The organism is Kocuria sp. JC486 (genome assembly GCF_011602805.1).
Classification (GTDB): Bacteria; Actinomycetota; Actinomycetes; order Actinomycetales; family Micrococcaceae; genus Kocuria; species Kocuria soli.
The window spans coordinates 1-14,424 of record NZ_JAAOZS010000014.1; the positions used below are offsets into that span (position 1 = coordinate 1).

The 14,424-nt window shown below is 66.9% G+C and carries 14 protein-coding genes and 1 tRNA gene; 9 read left to right on the top strand and 6 right to left on the bottom strand.

Annotated features, from left to right (window positions below; translation table 11 throughout):
• Positions 1 to 270: IS30 family transposase (locus GWK18_RS08365; protein ID WP_166834573.1), on the top strand; the 270-nt coding region annotated here is incomplete at its 5' end.
• 248 nt (positions 271 to 518) lie between these two features.
• Here the strand turns inward: GWK18_RS08365 and GWK18_RS08370 are convergent.
• Positions 519 to 591: transfer RNA gene (locus GWK18_RS08370), tRNA-Lys, on the bottom strand.
• Positions 592 to 702: 111 nt separating this feature from the next.
• Here GWK18_RS08370 and GWK18_RS08375 point away from each other — a divergent pair.
• The 6 genes from GWK18_RS08375 (at position 703) to GWK18_RS08400 (ending at position 6,338) form a co-directional block, all read left to right on the top strand.
• Complete coding sequence (locus GWK18_RS08375; RefSeq protein ID WP_209280915.1) at positions 703 to 1,491, top strand: ABC transporter permease; 789 nt, start codon at positions 703 to 705, stop codon at positions 1,489 to 1,491.
• A 55-nt stretch (positions 1,492 to 1,546) separates the two neighbouring features.
• Positions 1,547 to 3,451 carry a glutaminase A gene (gene glsA, locus GWK18_RS08380; RefSeq protein ID WP_166834575.1) on the top strand — a complete coding sequence of 635 codons (1,905 nt, stop codon included), beginning with the start codon at positions 1,547 to 1,549 and terminating at the stop codon, positions 3,449 to 3,451.
• A gap of 21 nt (positions 3,452 to 3,472) precedes the next feature.
• Positions 3,473 to 4,084: a hypothetical protein gene (locus GWK18_RS08385; protein ID WP_123825338.1), complete on the top strand. Its 612-nt coding sequence runs from the start codon at positions 3,473 to 3,475 to the stop codon at positions 4,082 to 4,084.
• Positions 4,085 to 4,435: 351 nt separating this feature from the next.
• Complete coding sequence (locus GWK18_RS08390; RefSeq protein WP_123825339.1) at positions 4,436 to 5,053, top strand: hypothetical protein; 618 nt, start codon at positions 4,436 to 4,438, stop codon at positions 5,051 to 5,053.
• Between the two features lie 5 nt (positions 5,054 to 5,058).
• Entirely contained in the window at positions 5,059 to 6,084 is a 1,026-nt protein-coding gene (locus GWK18_RS08395; RefSeq protein WP_158609561.1) for an inorganic phosphate transporter, read from the top strand.
• A 53-nt stretch (positions 6,085 to 6,137) separates the two neighbouring features.
• On the top strand, positions 6,138 to 6,338 hold the full coding sequence (locus GWK18_RS08400) for a hypothetical protein (RefSeq protein ID WP_123825341.1): 201 nt from the start codon (positions 6,138 to 6,140) through the stop codon (positions 6,336 to 6,338).
• A 91-nt stretch (positions 6,339 to 6,429) separates the two neighbouring features.
• Here GWK18_RS08400 and pstB read toward each other — a convergent pair whose 3' ends face one another.
• The 4 genes from pstB to pstS all read right to left on the bottom strand — a co-directional run bounded on the left by pstB (position 6,430) and on the right by pstS (position 10,610).
• Entirely contained in the window at positions 6,430 to 7,209 is a 780-nt protein-coding gene (pstB, locus tag GWK18_RS08405; RefSeq protein WP_123825342.1) for a phosphate ABC transporter ATP-binding protein PstB, read from the bottom strand.
• Between the two features lie 33 nt (positions 7,210 to 7,242).
• A complete protein-coding gene (gene pstA / locus GWK18_RS08410; RefSeq protein ID WP_123825343.1) occupies positions 7,243 to 8,361 on the bottom strand; it encodes a phosphate ABC transporter permease PstA in 1,119 nt (372 codons plus the stop codon).
• Positions 8,361 to 9,341, bottom strand: a complete 981-nt coding sequence (pstC, locus tag GWK18_RS08415) for a phosphate ABC transporter permease subunit PstC (protein ID WP_166834577.1) — start codon at positions 9,339 to 9,341, stop codon at positions 8,361 to 8,363. Before pstC ends, pstA begins: the two co-directional genes overlap by 1 nt.
• Before the next feature lie 195 nt (positions 9,342 to 9,536).
• On the bottom strand, positions 9,537 to 10,610 hold the full coding sequence (pstS, locus tag GWK18_RS08420; protein WP_166834579.1) for a phosphate ABC transporter substrate-binding protein PstS: 1,074 nt from the start codon (positions 10,608 to 10,610) through the stop codon (positions 9,537 to 9,539).
• A 290-nt stretch (positions 10,611 to 10,900) separates the two neighbouring features.
• On the opposite strand from pstS, the gene GWK18_RS08425 reads away from it, so the two are divergent.
• Both GWK18_RS08425 and radA read left to right on the top strand, forming a co-directional pair.
• Complete coding sequence (locus GWK18_RS08425; RefSeq protein ID WP_166834581.1) at positions 10,901 to 12,058, top strand: FUSC family protein; 1,158 nt, start codon at positions 10,901 to 10,903, stop codon at positions 12,056 to 12,058.
• Positions 12,059 to 12,118: 60 nt separating this feature from the next.
• Positions 12,119 to 13,504, top strand: coding sequence for a DNA repair protein RadA (gene radA, locus GWK18_RS08430; RefSeq protein WP_123825347.1), 1,386 nt, complete (start codon positions 12,119 to 12,121; stop codon positions 13,502 to 13,504).
• A 31-nt stretch (positions 13,505 to 13,535) separates the two neighbouring features.
• On the opposite strand, the gene GWK18_RS08435 is transcribed toward radA, so the two are convergent.
• A complete protein-coding gene (locus tag GWK18_RS08435) occupies positions 13,536 to 14,414 on the bottom strand; it encodes a hypothetical protein (protein WP_123825348.1) in 879 nt (292 codons plus the stop codon).
• Positions 14,415 to 14,424: the final 10 nt, after the last annotated feature.

The following is a 14,424-nucleotide window of genomic DNA, read 5'->3' on the forward strand; positions in this document are numbered from 1 at the left end:
GGCGCGGAGATGGCCAAGCATGCTGCGTTCACTACCGCCACGGGCATTCCGATCTACTTCTGCGATCCTCACTCGCCCTGGCAGCGCGGCAGCAACGAGAACACCAACGGCCTGCTGCGCCAGTACCTCCCCAAAGGCACCGACCTCAGCGGCCTCAGCCGCAGGGAACTCGACATGATCCAGGACAGTCTCAACGGACGCCCTCGGAAGACATTGGGCTATCTGACACCATCAGAGAAGCTCGCAGAGTTCCTTGCGCTCACCGCTTGAATCCGCCAGTGAGGGCCTGGCTCGGTCGACGCAACGTCAGTCAGCTGCAAATGGCCAATCGCCTAGGGCTAGCTCGTAGCGCCGCGTCGCGACGCATGCGGGGAGAACTGTCATTCAGCATGACCGAGTTGATGGACATCGCAGATTGGCTCGAGATCTCCCTGCTGGACCTCTTAGGGCCAGAGCTCCTGGGGGCGCGCAAAAGCCCCCGCGGCGACTTGGTCACCACGGGGGCTTCGGAGAAAGGGTGGGCCCTGTGGGGCTCGAACCCACGACCCATGGATTAAAAGTCCACTGCTCTACCAACTGAGCTAAAGGCCCCGGTCGCTCGCTGTCCACCGACCAGTAAGACCGGGAGGAACGCCTCGAGCGACGGCGTCCATCGTAGCCCAGCGGCCAGGGGCGGCACGAACCGGGAGTACCGTCAAGAACGTGCACACCACGGCTGCCATGACAGTGACCACCATCGGCGGACGAACCCCGGTCGAGTTCGCGTGGTTCGTCGTCGGGCTCCTGTTGCTCACCGCCGTGGCCGTCCTCATCCAACGCCGCAGCGGCATGGGTCTGGGTTGCCAGATGGTCACGGGCGTCCTCAGGGCGGGCCTGCAACTGAGCATCATCGCGGTGGTGTTGCGCGGGATCCTGAGCGTCCCGTGGACGGTAGTGTTCTTCGTCGCTCTGATGCTGACCACGGCATCATTGACCTCCATCGGCCGCCTCAAAGGCCTCCCGTACGCGCGCCAAGCCGTGCTGATCGGCGTCATCGCAGGCGGGCTGGCGGGCATCGCGGCCGTCTTCGGCCTGCACCTGGTGGACTGGACCACGCAGAACCTGATCGCCGTCGCCGGCATCCTGATCGGCAACGCCATGACGGCTGCGACCTTGGCGGGCCGGGCTTTCCGCGAATCGGCGGTGACCCGCAAGCAAGAGGTGGAGGCCTGGTTCTCGCTGGGTGCCACCCCGGCGGTCGCCTACTCGTACATCGCCCGGAGGGCCGCCCGCGATGCCGTGATCCCCAATGTCGACCAGACCCGCGCCACCGGCCTGGTCACCCTGCCCGGCGCCTTCGTCGGGGCGCTGTTCGGGGGTGCATCCCCGGCCGAGGCCGCCATGTTCCAGCTGGTGGTCCTGGTCGGCATCCTCCTGGTCCAGACGGTGTGCACCACGGCAGTGACCATGGTCCTGTCCCGCAATCCTCAGTTGGTCGCGGACCAGGACTGAGCGAACCTGGCAGGATGTGGCCCACAGCCGCCGTCGACAGCCCGGAAAGGCAGGCATGTCCTCCGACTCCCGCAGCCAGCAGCCCAAGCACGATCGAGAAGCCTTCGGCCCCTCCCCCGTGGACCTGGCCCTGCTCGCCATACACCAGGACCTCAAGGGCATCACCGACGGCGAGCCCTCCCCGTCCATCCCCGCGCTGGCCAACGCGGACCCGGATCACTTCGGCATCGTGATCGCCACCGCGGACGGCCATGTCTACGAGACCGGTGACACCCGCGTACCGTTCTCCATCCAGTCCATCTCCAAGGCCTTCACCTACGGACTGGCGTTGGAGGACCGCGGCTTCGAGTACGTGGACTCCAAAATCGACGTCGAACCCAGCGGGGACGCCTTCAACGAAATCTCCCTGGACCCCGTCACCCACCGCCCGGCCAACCCCATGATCAACGCCGGGGCCATCACCAGCACCTGGATGGTCGCGGACAAGGACGGCACACCCCGCCGCGAGCGCATCCGCCGGCTCTACTCCGCGTGCGCGGACCGTGAGCTGAGCATCGACGACGACGTCCAACGCCAGGAGAGCGCCGAAGGCCACCGCAACCGGGCACTGGGCTGGATGCTGCGCTCCGTGGACATCATCGAGGAGGAGCCGACCCAGGCCTTGGAGGACTACTTCGCCCAGTGCTCGGTCATGCTCGATGCCCGGGACCTGGCCAGGATGGGCGCCACCCTGGCCGCCGGCGGATTGAATCCGCGCACCGGCGAGCGCGTTCTGGAACCGGCCACCGTGCAGCGCATGCTGTCCGTGATGAACTCCTGCGGCATGTACGACGACGCCGGGGAGTGGTTCGTTCGCGTCGGCCTTCCCGGCAAGTCGGGTGTGGGCGGCGGGATCATCGCCGTCGTCCCCGGACAGCTGGCGGTGGCCACCTTCTCCCCGCCGCTGGACCAGCACGGGAACTCGGTGCGGGGCGTGGCCGCGTGTGAGCGCCTGTCCCAGGCCTTGGATCTGCACTTCGCGCGTGGGCCGCGGGCCTCACGTCAGACGGTGCGGTCGATCAACTCGCTGGCCACCTCGCCGTCGCTCATGCGCCGGGACCAGGAGGCGCGGGAGTACCTGGCCAACGCGTGCCGGGACATCGCGATCCTGGAGATCCAGGGCGACCTGCTGTTCCCCGGTGCGGAGGAGACCGTGCGGGCCATGCGCGACGTCGCCGAAACCGCGGAGTCCTTGATCCTGGACCTCACCGCCGTGGACCAGGTGGCGGACTTCGTGCCCCGCATGCTGGCCAACGCCGCCAACGGCATTCAACAGGCCGACTGCGACGTCGTGGTGGTGGGCGGGGAGAACTGGCAGGGGTCCCTGGGTGAGACCCCGCTGTTCAAGACCCGGGAAAAGGCCCTGGTGCACGTGGAGGACTCGGTTCTGGCGGGTTCCTCCGCCGACCGCCAAGCGTCCGATCACGACGTCCTGCTGCACAGCGACGCCCTGCGGCGCATGGGTGAGGAGGCGGCCGAACGGATCTGGAAGCGCTCCACCGTGGTCACGGTTCCCAAGGGCGAATACCTGCCGCCGCGCTACAGCCGTGGGGGAACCGTGCAGTGGGTTCTGGAGGGCACGGCCCAGATCATCGCCAACACCAAGGATGCCGACGAACGCCCGATCCGCGGCCTCCGCCCGGGCACCGTGGTCATGGACCCCCGCGAGGAGGAAATCCCGGACGCCCAGGAGCCGGCGGGCCCCAACGGGCAGGCGCAGGCGATGAACGTCCGGGCCGCCACGGACCTGAAACTCGGTGTCCTCTCCGCTGACGCGCTGAGCGAACTCGAATCCGAGGACCCGGAAGCTGCCCTGGCCCTGTGGAAGGCCCTGGCCTGGGTGGAAGCCGAGGACATCGTGGCCTCCCTCCAGGAAGCCGTGGGCTGGGAGCCCGGGAACCACTGGGACGACCAGTCGTAAGTCAGTCGTAAGGTGGACGACATGTCCGAACCACGTCAGCACCACAAGCCGGTCAAGTTCTCCCCGGAGATCTTCGACCAGCAGGAAGGCGGCATGGACCCCGCCCTGGCCGCGGAGGTCGCCCACGTGACCGCTGCGGCCGTGGTCAGCCGTGGGCGCGCGGTCGAGGATCCCGACGTCCACCGGCGACTGGTCGAGTTCACGGACACGGAGGGGCTGGACGGGCTAGCCGCCCTGTGGTCCGACGCTCCCCCGGTCAGTCTGCCCGGAGCTCTGTGGCGGTTGTACGCCCTGCGCTCCGCGGTCCAGGCCGACCCGGTCCGGCTCAGCCGTTGGTTCGTGGCCGGACGGGGCACCGCTCAGGTCGCCCACGTGGTGGCGGGCGTGGCAGACCCGCCAGGGGCCGAGGAGATCCGGACCATGGCCGACACGATCCTCAACGGCGCCTGGACCGGGGACTTCGACGTCGCGCTGGAACGCTTCGCGGCCTTCTGCCGGGTGACAGCCCTGGGGCGCATCAAGCTCGAGGACCACGAGGGGCTGGACGCGGTACGCGGAGCCCGCAAGCTCGAACGCACCGCCGAGGACCTGGAGGAAGCGGCCAACGCCTGGCGTGCGGGCACGCTGGACTGACAACGACGCGCGGGCGTGCCGTCGTCGTCCCGCCCGTCCCCGGAGAGCGAACGGCCGGGGATCGGGTTGACCGTGGGACCGGGACTGCTCGTACGATGTCTGCAGGTGTCGGGCCGCAGGTAGCCCCGGGCTCCATCATTTAGCCGCTTCGAGCGGCCTTCCGCCGAGAGGCGCTCCCGGTCCGGCACCCCAAAATCCACGAGTGGCCTTGCCCGATGCTGCACCCCACGGCAACCGGCCGATGTGTTCACTTTCACCCGGTAGGGTGCCCTTGCCAGCGCAACCACCGGTAGGTACGCTCCGGGTTCTGCGCGGCGTCCAAACGCCAGACCAGCGAGGTGCAGCACTCCCATGCCGTTGCGGATCTTCCCCGAGGATGATCGCGTTCTCGACCTGTTGGCCGACATGGCGGGACAGGTCTCCGAATCCACACGTTGCTGCTCCGAACTCCTGGGCTGTGAGGAGGACCGTGTGGAGGAGATCCTCACGGAGGCACGCGGCCTGGACGCACGCACTGCAGACCTCTACTTCTCCGCGATGACCACCTCCCGATCCTCCTACGTGCTGCCCATCCCCCGCTCGGACGTCTACGTCCTGAGCGGCTGGTTGGCACGGGCCTGCGACTCGCTCCTGCTGGCGGCCGAAGCCATGTCCGAGCCGAGCATGCGCCGACAGTCCAAACACACCGCGGAACAGCTGAACACCATCGGCCGCATGGCTGGCCTGAGCCAACGCGCGATGCACAACCTCTCGGGACTCAAAGGCCTGGACGAGTACTGGTACGACATGTTCCGTCTCCGCAAGCAGGCCGACCGCACCTTTGAGCGCCACCGCCTGGACCTGTTGGACCGGCACAAACCGACTGTTGCCCTGCAGCGCACCATCATGGTCGAGCACCTGCACAGTGCCGCCACCGCGCTCAGCCAGGTGGCAACAGAAGTCGGTCGCATCGTGGTTGCGGAGACCTGATCGGCGTGACCCTCCTGCTCGTCGTCCTCGCGCTGATCCTGACCGTGGGATACGCCCTGGTGAACTCCTTCCACGACGTTCCCAACGCAAGCGCAATCCCCGTCCGTCACCGCGCCCTCACGCCCCGGGCAGCTTTGATCCTGGCGGCCGTTCTCAACGCGGTGGGAGTGGCCGCTGCGGCGATCATGCTGCCGCTGGCCGAGCTGGAACTCATCCTGGTGGAGTCGATCGACCCCGAGCCGGCCCTCGCCGTCATCATCTGTGCGCTGCTGACGACCATCGGGTGGGATCTGCTGACGTGGTGGTGGGGGATGCCGTCGTCGTCGAGCGCCGCTTTCGCGGGGGCGTCCCTGGGTGCCACCATCGCGCTGGGTTGGGTCGGCCTCTCCTCGAACCTGCCCAAGGCCTTCGAGACGTTCGCACACCTGATCGTTCCGGTGTTGCTGGCTCCCGCCATCGCCTTCGTCATCGCGTGGCTGTTGGTGATTCCCAGCGTACGGGGCCTGCGCCATGTGGAGGCTGATCAGGTCAGACTCCTGGCCCGAGTGGGAATGGTGGTCGGCTCCACGGGCACGAACGTGGGGCACGGGCTCTTCCACGGGCAGCGCGTGGTGCTCCTGCTCATCACCATCCCGGCCGTCGGCGGCCTGACCGCCGCCCCGATGAGCAGCGCGATCCCCTGGGCCGCCTTGGTCACCGCCCTGGCTTTCGCCGCGGGCAGCCTGATGGGAGCGTGGCGGATCGCCCAAACGGTGTCCACCCGCATGGTCGGCACGGATGCCCTCCGCGGTGGTGTGGCGCAGGGGGTCTCCGGTGTGCTGCTGTTCGTGGGGGGCGTGACCAGCGGGGTGAGCCTGTCGACCTCGCAGACGACGGCGGCCGCGGTGTTTGGAGCCGGCACCAACCAGAAATACCGGTCGACCAACCACCGCCTGGTCGGCAAGGTGCTGCTGTGCTGGTTGGTGACCCCCGTGGTCTGCGCCGTCACGTCCGGCACGCTGGTGCTCGCTGCCTCCCCCTTCCTGGGCTGAGCCTGTCCGACGGCGGCACGGCTTACCTTGATCTCGCATGGCCCGGGAGCAAGGTGGCAGCCGAGTACAACGGCGCAGTGCACTACCAGGACCGGCAGGCCTACGGGGACGAGATGCATCGCCTGGCTCGTCTCAGACGAGCGGGTTGGGAGGTGTTCGTCGTCGTCCTGGAAGACCTGGCCCGCCATGGGCGACGAACAGCGCTGACGACCTCACTCAAACGCGCGCTGGAAACCCGCCAAGAGCAACTTTGAACACGGGAAAGTGCCCGTCCAGGGCCTGGACGGGCACTTTTCCGTGTTCAAAGTCCGCGAGGCGGGCCGCGGCGAATGCCTCGCTCCGAGATCAGCCGAAGCGGCCGGAGACGTAGTCCTCGGTGGCCTTCTCGCGCGGGTTCTGGAAGATGGTCGCGGTGTCGTCGTACTCCACGAGCTTGCCCGGCTTGCCGGTGCCCTCGATGTTGAAGAACGCGGTCTTGTCCGCCACGCGCTGCGCCTGCTGCATGTTGTGCGTCACGATCACCACGGTGAACTGCTCCTTGAGTTCGTGGATCAGGTCCTCGATCGCAATCGTGGAGATCGGGTCCAGGGCGGAGCAGGGCTCGTCCATGAGCACGACGTCGGGCTTAACCGCCATGGTGCGGGCGATGCACAGACGCTGCTGCTGACCACCGGAGAGGCCGGAGCCGGGCTTGTCCAGGCGGTCCTTGACCTCGTTCCAGAGGTTCGCGCCCTTCAGCGAGGACTCGACCAGAGCATCCGAATCCGACTTGGAGATCTTCTTGTTGTTGAGCTTCACGCCGGCCAGGACGTTGTCCCGGATGGACATGGTGGGGAACGGGTTGGGGCGCTGGAAGACCATGCCCACCATGGAGCGCACGGTCACGGGGTCCACACCGCGCCCGTACAGGTCCTCACCGTCCAGCATGACCTTGCCCTGGGCGTAGGCACCGGGGATGACCTCGTGCATGCGGTTCAGCGTGCGCAGGAAGGTCGACTTGCCACAGCCGGACGGGCCGATGAACGCGGTGACCGAGCGGGGCTCGATGTTGATGTTGACGTCCTCAACGGCCAGGAAGTCGCCGTAGTACACGTTCAGGTGCTCGACGTCGATTCGCTTCGACATGGATCCTCAGCTTCTCTCTAGTCTTCTGGCCGATCAGCGGCCGGTCTTCGGGGCGAATGCCCGGGCGATCAAACGAGCGATCAGGTTGAGCAGCATCACGAACACGATCAGGATCAGTGCTGCGCCCCAGGCGCGATCGGTCGAAGGGTCGGGTGCGGTCGGAGCGACGGGTCGCATCAGTTGCTGGTAGATGAACGTCGGCAACGTGGCCATCCAGTCGTTGAAGGCGTTCAGGTTCACACGCTCAAAGTATCCGACAGTCACCAGCAACGGTGCAGTTTCACCGATCACACGAGCGATTGCGAGCGTCACACCGGAGGCGATGCCCGAGATCGAGGTGGGGATGACGACCTTGAGGATGGTGCGCCACTTGCGAACACCCAAGGCGTAGGAGGCCTCGCGCAGTTCGTTGGGGACGATCTTGAGCATTTCCTCCGTTGCCTTGACCACCGTGGGGATCATGAGCACGGTCAACGCGATCGCACCGATGATGCCCATGCGGGTGTTCGGGCCGAGCATCAGGCCGAACAACGCGGAGGCGAACAGACCCGCGACGATCGAGGGCACACCGGTCATGACGTCCACCAGGAAGGTGATGATTTTGCCCAGCCAGTTGTCGTTGGAGTACTCGACCAGGTAGATCGCGGTCAGCAGGCCGATCGGGACGGAGAACAGCGTGGCCCAGAAGGTCACGATCACGGTTCCCAGAACTGCCTGAAGGGCGCCTCCGGGCGGGTGCTCCCCGGAATCGGCCGCTCGCTGGTCGACCATGCCCGTGATGCCGCCCATGGTTTCCGTCAGGAACTCGACGGACATGGTGGGCAGACCGCGGGCGAGCACGGTCCAGATCACCGAGATCAGCGGGATCACGGCCAAGATGAACGCCGCGTACACCACATAGGTCAAGGCGGCGTCCGAGCCCTTGCGCCCACCTTCGATCACGGTGACCGCGATGGGTGCGGCGATCAGGAAGATCACGGCCGCGAAGATGGCCCAGAGGGCGATGTTGAAACCGAGCAGCGCGGACAGCGCCGCACCGACAATGACTGCCCCCACCATCACCACGGGCACCAACCACTTGGGGCGCTGCCCCGAAGTCAGGGTGTTCTTGCGGGCGGGGGAGGTCGAGGACTGAAGAGTGTTGGTGGACATCAGTTGGCCCCCGAGAATTCCTGGTAGCGAGCAATGATGGTCCGGGCGATCAGGTTCACGATCAAGGTGATGATGAACAGCATCAGACCGGCCGCAATCAGTTCGGCCAAACGGTTGCCGAAGGCCTCCGGGTAGTTGAGCGCGATCTCAGCGGCAATCGTGTTGTTGCCCGACGTCAACAGCGACCACTGGAGTCCGCCCGTGGAGAGCACGAGCGCAACGGCCATGGTCTCACCCAGGGCGCGACCGAGAGCCAGCATGATCGCGGAGATGATGCCGGTGCGGGCGAAGGGCAGCACCGCCTGGCGGATCATCTCCAACCGGGTGGCCCCCAGCGCCAAGGACGCTTCCTCGTGCAGCTGGGGGGTCTGGATGAAGATCTCCCGGCACAGCGACGTGATGATGGGCAGGATCATGATGGCCAGCACCACACCCGCGGTCATCATCGTGCGGCCGGTGGCCGAGGCCGGTCCGGCGAACAGCGGGATGAACCCGAAGGTTTCCGAGAGCCAGTTGTAGAAGGGTGCGAGCGCCGGCGAGAGCACGGTCATGCCCCAGGCGCCGTAGACGACCGACGGGATGGCGGCGAGCAGGTCGATGACATAACCGACCGGCTTGGCCACCTTGGCGGGTGCGTAGTGCGAAATGTAGAGGGCGACCAGGATGCCGATGGGAGTGGCGATCAACAGCGCGATCACCGCAGCCATCAGAGTGCCCAGGACGAGGGGGTAGACGTAGCTGAAGAACCCGTTACCACCCGTGACGGAGCTCGCGGGGATCCCCACCACGGGTGCTGCCTGCCAGGTCAGGAATGCGGCGACCGCAGCCAGCATCACGAAGATCACGATGCCCGCGCCCAGGCTCAGCCCGGAGAAGATCTTGTCCCCAGCGCGTCCGCCCGCCGAAGCCGCGGAAGCCAGCGAGTTGGTCTGCTGCTTGTCTTCCTGCCCCCGCTCGGTGTCGGAGAGATTTGTTGACATTGCTCATGTCCCTTGTGTCGAGGGTCAAGTGGTACTCGGGTGACCGGGACCCGGAGCCGATGGATCCGTCGTCGGCTTCCGGTGGTCACAGCACAGGTCCGTCCGGTGCCCGGTACGGATGAACGCGGGGCCGGACGGACCGTGTGCGGTCTCGGTTATCGACCGATTGGACCTTGCTTCAGATCGTTCAGACGATCACTCGGCAGCGGAGATGCCGCCGATGGACTCTTCAGCCTTCTTCCGGAGGCCCTCGGACAGCGGGGCGGAGCCGGCGGCTTCCTCGGCGGCCTTCTGGCCGTCCTCGGAGACCACGTACTCGCCGAATGCCTTGGCGCTCTCGGCCTTGTCCGCGTCCTGGTACTCGTTGCAGAAGATGTGGTAGCTGACCAGCACGATCGGGTAGGCGCCCGACTCCGTGGTGTCGCGCTCGAGTTCCATGGCCATTTCGGCGTCGGAGCGACCCTCGAGGGTCTTGGATGCCTCCACGGCGGTGGCAGCAGCCTCGGAGGACAGGTCGACGTATTCCTCGCCGACGCCCACGGACACGGTGCCCAGCTCGTCGCTCTCGGCGACGGCGGAGGCGTCCGCGTAGGTGATCGCACCTTCGGTGCCGCTCACGGTGGAGACCACACCGGAGGTGCCCTGTGCGTTCTCCTGGCCGGAGACGGGCCAGGACTCAGCGGCCTTGTCCGACCAGACGTCGGGGGCGGTGGCGTTGAGGTACTCGGTGAAGTTCTCGGTGGTGCCGGATTCGTCCGAACGGTGCACCACGGTGATCGTGGTGTCCGGGAGGTCGGCATCCGGGTTCTGGTCGGCGATCGCGGGATCGTTCCAGGTCTTGATCTCACCCTTGAAGACCTTCGCGATGGTCTCCGCGTCCATGTTGACCTTGTCCACGCCGGGCAGGTTGTAGGCAACCGCGATCGGGGAGATGTAGGCGGGGACGTGGAAGGCGCCGTCGGCTCCGCAGACCTCCTTGGAGGACTCGTACTCCTCGTCGTCCATCACGGCGTCGGAGCCGGCGAAGTCGGCACCGCCGGCCAGGAAGGCCTCACGGCCCGCACCCGAACCGTCCGGGGAGTAGCGGACTTCCAGGTCCTTGGCTTCGGAAACGCCGTTGGTCCAGGCGGTCATGGCGGCTTCCTGGGAGGAAGCACCGGCGCCAGTCAGGGTGGTCAAGCTGTCACCGCCACCGCCGCCACAGGCGGACAGAGTGAGCGCGCCCAGGGCGAGCACTGCGGTGGTACGGCCAAGGAGGGAAGCCTTCACAATTGTCCCTTCAAACTTGAGATCAAGGCCCCGGCTCTCTGCGGGGCTTGGGATGTTCGACGCCGGTGAGGTCCGGCGTGACGGGGAGTTGGAGTTGCCCGGTTTCTCCCACGCTCCAAGATCGTAGGGCTGGCACGTGGCCGGCGCTCCCGGAGTGCATGAACGGAAAGTGAACAGTATGAGCGGTCATGCGATCCCAGTCACGCCGGGAAAAGCTCACGCAGCGCAAGTCCAAGCCACGGGACGGAGACGGCGCAAAACGCGACTTGTCGCCCCTCTAAGATGGCCGTATGAGTGCCGAGACCCCTGCGCAGACCTCCACCGGGGTCCTCGGCCTGCTCCAAGATCGCATGCGAGAGGGGCTGGCCCGAGTTCGTGGGGGAATCTTCCAGGCACTGCAACTGACGATCGCCGCCGTGGGTGCCTTCGTCTCCGCCGAACGGGTACTGGGGCACCACGGTCCGATCTTCGCAGCGACGGCGGCCACCGTGGCACTGGGCTTCTCCAAGGGCGGTATCCGCTATCGCCGCGTGCTCGAAGTGGCGATCGGTTGCACGTTGGGCATCCTGTTGGCCGAATCCCTGACGCACTTGATCGGCCGCGGGATCTGGCAGGCCGCCGTCGTCATGCTGGTCTCCGTCCTGCTGGCGCAGTTCCTGGACAGCGGGGTTCTGTTCACCACCCAGATGGCGTTGCAGTCCCTGTTGGTAATCATGCTTCCCGCCCCCGTGGACGGGACACTCACCCGGTCCATCGACGCGATGGTCGGTGGCCTCTTCGCCTTGGTCCTGGTCTACCTGGTGCCCACCGATCCGCGACGGCAACCTCGCGAGCAGCTGCGCAAACTGACCACCGAACTCTCGGACGTCATGCGCGAGGCCGCCGACGCGGTCCGGCAGGACGACTCCCGGAAGGCGTGGCACTGCCTGGTCAGGGCACGACGCACCCAGCCGATCGTGGACGCCGTGACCACGTCCCTGAAGTCCTCGCACGAAATCGCCGTGGCCGCGCCCCTGCACCGCCGTCACCGGTCGGAGGTCGAGGCGATCTCCAACGCCATCCGCTACCTGGACCTGGTGGCCCGCAACACCCGAGTACTGGCGCGCAGGGTGGCCAGCATCATCAACCACATCACACTGTCCGCCGAAGCGGTCGATTCGATCTCGGACTGCCTGGACTCCTTGGCGGACGTGATCAACACCGTGGGTAATGCACTCGCCGTGGCCCAGCCGGGCGCGCGTCGGTCCTACATGCGTCAGGCCCGCAACCAGTTGCACTCCGTGGCCGCTCAGCTGCACCCGGACACCATGGGTATCGAAACCATGGAGGGGCAGGGGCTGGTCCTGCTGCTGCGGCCCATGGTGGTCGATCTGCTGGAAGCCACGGGGGCCAGCCACGAGGAGGCCTTGAGCCACCTGCCGCGCCTGGACGACTGGGACCGGCTCTGACGTGGTGCGCCCGGTCACCCGCGGTCCTGTGCTGTCCGCGGCCCTGGGTAGGTTGACCTCATGAGTTCCAAGACCAAACGCGCCACCCCGGGGTACCGCTGCACGGAGTGCGGCTGGGCGACCGCCAAGTGGGTCGGTCGATGCGGCGAGTGCCAGTCCTGGGGCACGGTCGAGGAAGTGGGCGCGGCCAAGGTGCGGACCACTCCCGCACGGACCGTGGAAACCCCTGCGCAGCTCATTGCCGACGTCGACGCGACCCAGGCCGCATTCGTCCCCACAGGTGTCGCTGAACTCGACCGCGTGCTGGGCGGCGGTCTGGTCCCCGGCGCCGTGGTCCTGCTCGCGGGCGAACCCGGGGTCGGCAAGTCGACCCTGCTGATCGATGCGGCGGCACGCGTTGCCCGCGGAGGCGTATCGCTGCCTTCCCGCAAGGTCCTCTACGTGACCGGCGAGGAATCGGCCGCCCAGGTCAAGCTGCGCGCGGACCGCGTGGGGGCCCTGGCGGACTCCCTCTACCTCACGGCGGAGACGGACCTGGCAACGGCACTGGGACAGGTCGAGGGCGTGGAACCCGACGTCCTGGTGGTCGACTCCGTACAGACTCTGAGCAGCGCAGAGGTGGACGGTTCGGCGGGCGGGGTGACCCAGGTGCGCGAGGTCGCGGGTTCGCTGATCGCAGCGGCCAAGTCCCGCGGGATGACGGTCCTGCTCGTGGGTCATGTGACCAAAGAAGGCACCATCGCAGGCCCCCGGTTGCTCGAACACCTGGTGGACGTGGTGTGCCAGTTCGAAGGTGACAAGCACTCGAGCATCAGGCTCCTGCGCGCGGTCAAGAACCGGTACGGGCCCACGGACGAGGTTGGCTGTTTCGAGCTCCAGGAAGCGGGAATCCGCTCCGTGGACGACCCCTCCGGCCTGTTCGTCTCCCGTACGGCCCAGGCGGTCTCCGGGACGTGCCTGACCGTGACCATGGAGGGCAGACGGCCCTTGCTGGCGGAGGTGCAGGCCCTGCTCGACCGGTCGCAGACCTCCCAGCCACGCCGGGCCACGGCCGGCTTGGACTCCTCGCGGGTGGCCATGCTGCTGGCCGTTCTGCAACGCCGCGCGGGTCTGAGCCTGGGCACCATGGACGCCTACGTGTCCACGGTGGGCGGGGTTCGACTGGCTGAACCAGCGGCCGACCTCGCGGTGGCCCTGGCCTTGGCCTCGGCCGCTCAGGACAAGCCGCTGCCGCAACGCCTGGTGTGTTTCGGTGAGGTCGGTCTGGCCGGGGAGGTACGGCCCGTCCCCGGGATCGGACGGCGAATCCACGAAGTGTCCCGGCTGGGCTTCACCCACGCGGTGGTACCCGCCAGCCCGCAAGGCCCCGGGCCGGTACCCAAAGGGTTCAAAGTCAAAGAGGTCACCACGTTGAACGAGGCGCTGGAAACCTTCTTCCCTGCCTGACCCGCATCACACGGTCGCAGGCAAGTTTCCGCTATTCGAGGGTGAACTCCACGCCTTCACTGCTGTCCTCCCCCAGGGTCACGGTCAAGCGGTAGGTTCCCGCCTGCACAGCACTGCCCTCGGTGGCGCAGTCGGGGACGGAGCGGTGCCGGTCCCATTCGAAGCGCGCAGATTCCTTCTCCCCGGCATCCAACGTGATGGGACGGTCCTGACCGTCGATTTGACAATGGGCGGAATCAAAGACCTTGTCCTGACCGCTGTTGACGGTGAAGTCCATGCGGGCCGTCCCGGCGTTGACCATGCACTCGTCCTTGCCCGTGTTTTCCAGGGTCATGATCAGGACGGGGTTGTCCTTGCCGGAATACGTCTTCTCATCGGTGGAGGCGGTGACCTTGAGGTCGTCGCCGCAGGCCATGGCTGCGGGCCCACTGGCGCCGTCGCTGGCCTGGGACTCGGGCCGGGCACTGTACCCGGCGAACGGATCCGAGTTGGTGGGCTCCGCAGCCACCACCGGATCCGACTCCGCGTCTCCCCCGCCGATCAGTTTCGACAGCCCGAAACCGAGGCCGACCACCAGAAGCAGCGCAAGCACTCCCGCCACAAGCCGCCGACGTCGATAGACCTCTGGCGAGTGGCGTCGCGGTTCACGGGGCTCCCGGTCGAATTCCGGCTCTTCGTAACGGTCCTGGTGAACGTCGAAGACCTCGTCCCGTTCGCCCTCTCGGTCCTTGCCGCGGTGCGCGTTCCGAGGAGCTGCGGGTTCCTGGTCGCGCCGTTCGCGGCCGGAGTTCACGTCGGATTCCGAGGCGCCCGTGCGATGGTGGCCCGGGGTGGTGGATGCGCCCAGATCGGGTAGGTCGAAGTCCCAGGGGCCGTTGCCCCCACTCCCGTTCGCGTCGTCCCGTGCCATGACCTCCAGG

What these genes read in the sequence shown, in the direction of transcription:
- glsA (WP_166834575.1), top strand. Translation starts at nt 1,547, where the DNA reads ATGTCCTCCGACTCCCGCAGCCAGCAGCCCAAGCACGATCGAGAAGCC.
- GWK18_RS08385 (WP_123825338.1), top strand. Translation starts at nt 3,473, where the DNA reads ATGTCCGAACCACGTCAGCACCACAAGCCGGTCAAGTTCTCCCCGGAG.
- GWK18_RS08390 (WP_123825339.1), top strand. Translation starts at nt 4,436, where the DNA reads ATGCCGTTGCGGATCTTCCCCGAGGATGATCGCGTTCTCGACCTGTTG.
- pstB (WP_123825342.1), bottom strand. Translation starts at nt 7,209, where the DNA reads ATGTCGAAGCGAATCGACGTCGAGCACCTGAACGTGTACTACGGCGAC.
- pstA (WP_123825343.1), bottom strand. Translation starts at nt 8,361, where the DNA reads ATGTCCACCAACACTCTTCAGTCCTCGACCTCCCCCGCCCGCAAGAAC.
- pstC (WP_166834577.1), bottom strand. Translation starts at nt 9,341, where the DNA reads ATGTCAACAAATCTCTCCGACACCGAGCGGGGGCAGGAAGACAAGCAG.
- GWK18_RS08425 (WP_166834581.1), top strand. Translation starts at nt 10,901, where the DNA reads ATGAGTGCCGAGACCCCTGCGCAGACCTCCACCGGGGTCCTCGGCCTG.
- radA (WP_123825347.1), top strand. Translation starts at nt 12,119, where the DNA reads ATGAGTTCCAAGACCAAACGCGCCACCCCGGGGTACCGCTGCACGGAG.
- GWK18_RS08435 (WP_123825348.1), bottom strand. Translation starts at nt 14,414, where the DNA reads ATGGCACGGGACGACGCGAACGGGAGTGGGGGCAACGGCCCCTGGGAC.